Genomic DNA, 1,148 nt, shown 5'->3' on the forward strand with positions numbered 1-1,148 from the left:
GCCGGTTCACGGGCCGGGTCGCCCGTCATTTTGACGAGTACGACAAACGAAAATGCGCCCTCGCGCTGGCCCGGGAGTTGGGGTTGGATCCACGCTCGTGCGCGGCCGTCGGAGACAGCCGCTCCGACCTGCCCTTGTTCGCTTCCGTCGGGCTGAGCGTGGCGTTCAATGCCTCAGCAGGCGCGCGGGCGGCGGCGACCGTCACGGTGGACGGCGGCGACCTACGAGGCGTGCTCCCCGTCTTGAGCCGCTTGGTCACAGCCACTCGTTGATGGCCGCGACGAGGACGGTCGCCTCGTAGCGGACCGCGAGCTTGTCGTACCTCGTGGCCACGGCTCGGTGCCTTTTGAGGCGGTTGATGCCGCACTCGACCGCGTGCCGGGCCTTGTAGTCCTCCGGGTCGAACTTCGGCGGACGGCCACCGTGCGAGCCGCGCTTCTTGCGGTGGCGGGCTTGGTCGGTCTTGTCCGGGATGGTGCAGCGGATGCCACGTCGGCGCAGGTAGGCGCGGTTCCTGCGGGAGGCGTACGCCTTATCAGCGCGCACCCGCCGCGGCCGGGTGCGCGGTCTGCCGGGCCCCAGCCGGGGCACCCTGATGCGGCCCAGGACGGCCTCGAACTGGGGGGAGTCCCCGCGCTGCCCGGCGGTGATCACGATGGACATCGGCTTCTGCCCCTGCTCGACGGCCAGGTGCAGCTTGGTGGTCAGGCCGCCGCGCGAGCGCCCGAGGCCGTGGTCGTCGAGCTCGGTGGCGACGCCGCCGGGCGGCTCCTTCTGCAGATCCCCCTTTTCCGCGCTCCGGCGGCGTGCTGGTGGGCCCGGCAGACGGTGGAGTCGACGTTGAGGTTCCAGGTGATCAGGTCCTGCGCATCGGCCCGGGCCTGGAGCTGGGTGAAGATGCGCTGCCAGGTGCCGTTGCGCTGCCAGCGACGGAACAGGTCGTACACCCGGCCCCACGGCCCGTACTCCTCGGGCACGTCCCGCCACGGGATACCCGTTCGAACCCGGAACCGTATGCCGTCGATCAGCTGCCGCCGGGTCCACACCGGCGGCCGACCGGGCTTATTGCCCTTCGGCAACACAGGCTCCAGCACGACCCATTGCTCGTCCGTCAGATCTCCACGCGCCACGAACCAAGATCATCCCAC

Annotated in this window: 2 protein-coding genes; one reads left to right on the forward strand and one right to left on the reverse strand. The window is 70.4% G+C overall.

Features of this window, described 5'->3' with window-relative positions:
• A partial coding sequence (locus tag ACH4B3_RS34285; protein WP_398469717.1) for an HAD hydrolase family protein occupies positions 1-272 on the forward strand: 272 nt, incomplete at its 5' end.
• Here ACH4B3_RS34285 and ACH4B3_RS34290 read toward each other — a convergent pair.
• Positions 256-1,130 (reverse strand): IS5 family transposase gene (locus ACH4B3_RS34290; RefSeq protein WP_398469719.1). Its coding sequence is split into 2 segments (ribosomal slippage): positions 256-753 and positions 756-1,130, totalling 873 coding nucleotides; the frame shifts between segments, so codons are not numbered across the junction. The genes ACH4B3_RS34285 and ACH4B3_RS34290 overlap by 17 nt on opposite strands.
• Between the last annotated feature and the right edge of the window lie 18 nt (positions 1,131-1,148).

This window comes from Streptomyces sp. NPDC018031, assembly GCF_044327625.1.
Taxonomy (GTDB): Bacteria; Actinomycetota; Actinomycetes; order Streptomycetales; family Streptomycetaceae; genus Streptomyces.